1 protein-coding gene is annotated in these 1,450 nt (G+C 68.6%); it reads right to left on the bottom strand.

Translation table 11 applies throughout. The features are described 5' to 3' along the window. Positions 1-187 precede the first annotated feature (187 nt). Positions 188-1,234, bottom strand: a complete 1,047-nt coding sequence (locus DBR36_RS14965; protein ID WP_108320543.1) for an NAD(P)-dependent alcohol dehydrogenase — start codon at positions 1,232-1,234, stop codon at positions 188-190. Positions 1,235-1,450: the final 216 nt, after the last annotated feature.

Below are 1,450 nucleotides of genomic sequence, written 5' to 3'. Positions count from 1 at the left end.
CAGAAACTCCGCGGCGAGCGCGCCCGACCGTCCCGCTCGCCACGCCGATAAACGCCGATCCGTGCGAAGCACGCGGCCACGCCGCGTGTTTCAGCACGGAGGGCGTTTATCGGCGAGGGGGCGGGGATGCCGCGGCCCCGACGCTCCGCAGAACGTCGGGGCCGTGGCATCCGGGCCGGATCGGGGATCAGGCGGGGGCGAAGGTCTTCGCGTCGATGACGAAGCGGTAGCGCACGTCGCTCTTCAGCACGCGCTCGTAGGCCTCGTTGATCTGGTCGGCCGAGATGAGCTCGGTCTCGGGCGCGATGCCGTTCTCGGCGCAGAAGTCGAGCATCTCCTGGGTCTCGCGGATGCCGCCGATCGACGAACCCGCGAAGGAACGACGGTTGGTGAACAGCGTGAAGACCTGGATGGGCAGCGGCTCCGGCGGGGCGCCGACGTTGACCATCGTGCCGTTCAGCGCCAGCAGACCCAGGTACTGCTTGAGGTCGAGCGGCGCGCTGACGGTGTTGATGATGAGGTCGAAGTGCTTCTTGAGCTTGTCGAAGGTCTCGTCGTCCTTCGTCGCGTAGTAGTGGTCGGCGCCCATCTTCAGGCCGTCGTCCTTCTTGCTCAGCGTCTGCGAGAGCACGGTGACCTCGGCGCCCATGGCGTGGGCGATCTTGACGGCCATGTGGCCGAGACCGCCGAGGCCGACGACCGCGACCTTCTTGCCGGGGCCGGCGTTCCAGTGGTTCAGCGGCGAGTAGGTCGTGATGCCGGCGCACAGCAGCGGCGCGGCCTTCTCGTAAGGGATCGACTCGGGCACGCGCAGCACGAAGTGCTCGTCGACGACGATCTTCTCGCTGTAGCCGCCCTGCGTGATCGTGCCGTCGACGTCCTTGGCGCCGTACGTGCCGATGTTGCCCTTCTCGCAGTACTGCTCCTCGCCCGCGAGGCAGTTCTCGCACTCACGGCACGAGTTCACCATGCAGCCGACGCCGACGCGGTCGCCGACCTTGTGGCTGGTGACCTCGGAGCCGACCTCGGCGACGGTGCCGACGATCTCGTGGCCGACGGTCAGCGGGTAGGGCACCTGGCCCCACTCGCCCCGGATGGTGTGGATGTCGGAGTGGCAGATGCCGGCGTAGGCGATGTCGATCAGGACGTCCTTCGGGCCGACCTCGCGGCGCTCGATGGTCGTGGGCTCAAGGGGTGAGGTCGCGGACGACGCCGCGTAGGCGTTGACGTGCATGGGTCTCCTCGGTGGGGTCTATTGGGACGGGTTCCATTGTGCTCTCGCCGAGTCGCGAAAAGACGGGCTTGCACGCACGTGCAAACGGGTGAAGGACGACGCCGGGGGCCGCGCCGGTCGCCTTCCGGCGATCGACGCGGCCCTCTGGCGTTCAGACCCGCGAGCGGCGGCGGCGCAGCGCCAGCGCTCCCGCACCGGCCAGCAGCAGCACGAGGG

The organism is Microbacterium sp. HMWF026, assembly GCF_003061325.1.
GTDB lineage: Bacteria > Actinomycetota > Actinomycetes > Actinomycetales > Microbacteriaceae > Microbacterium > Microbacterium testaceum_E.
This window is presented reverse-complemented; position numbering and strand designations above follow the sequence as displayed.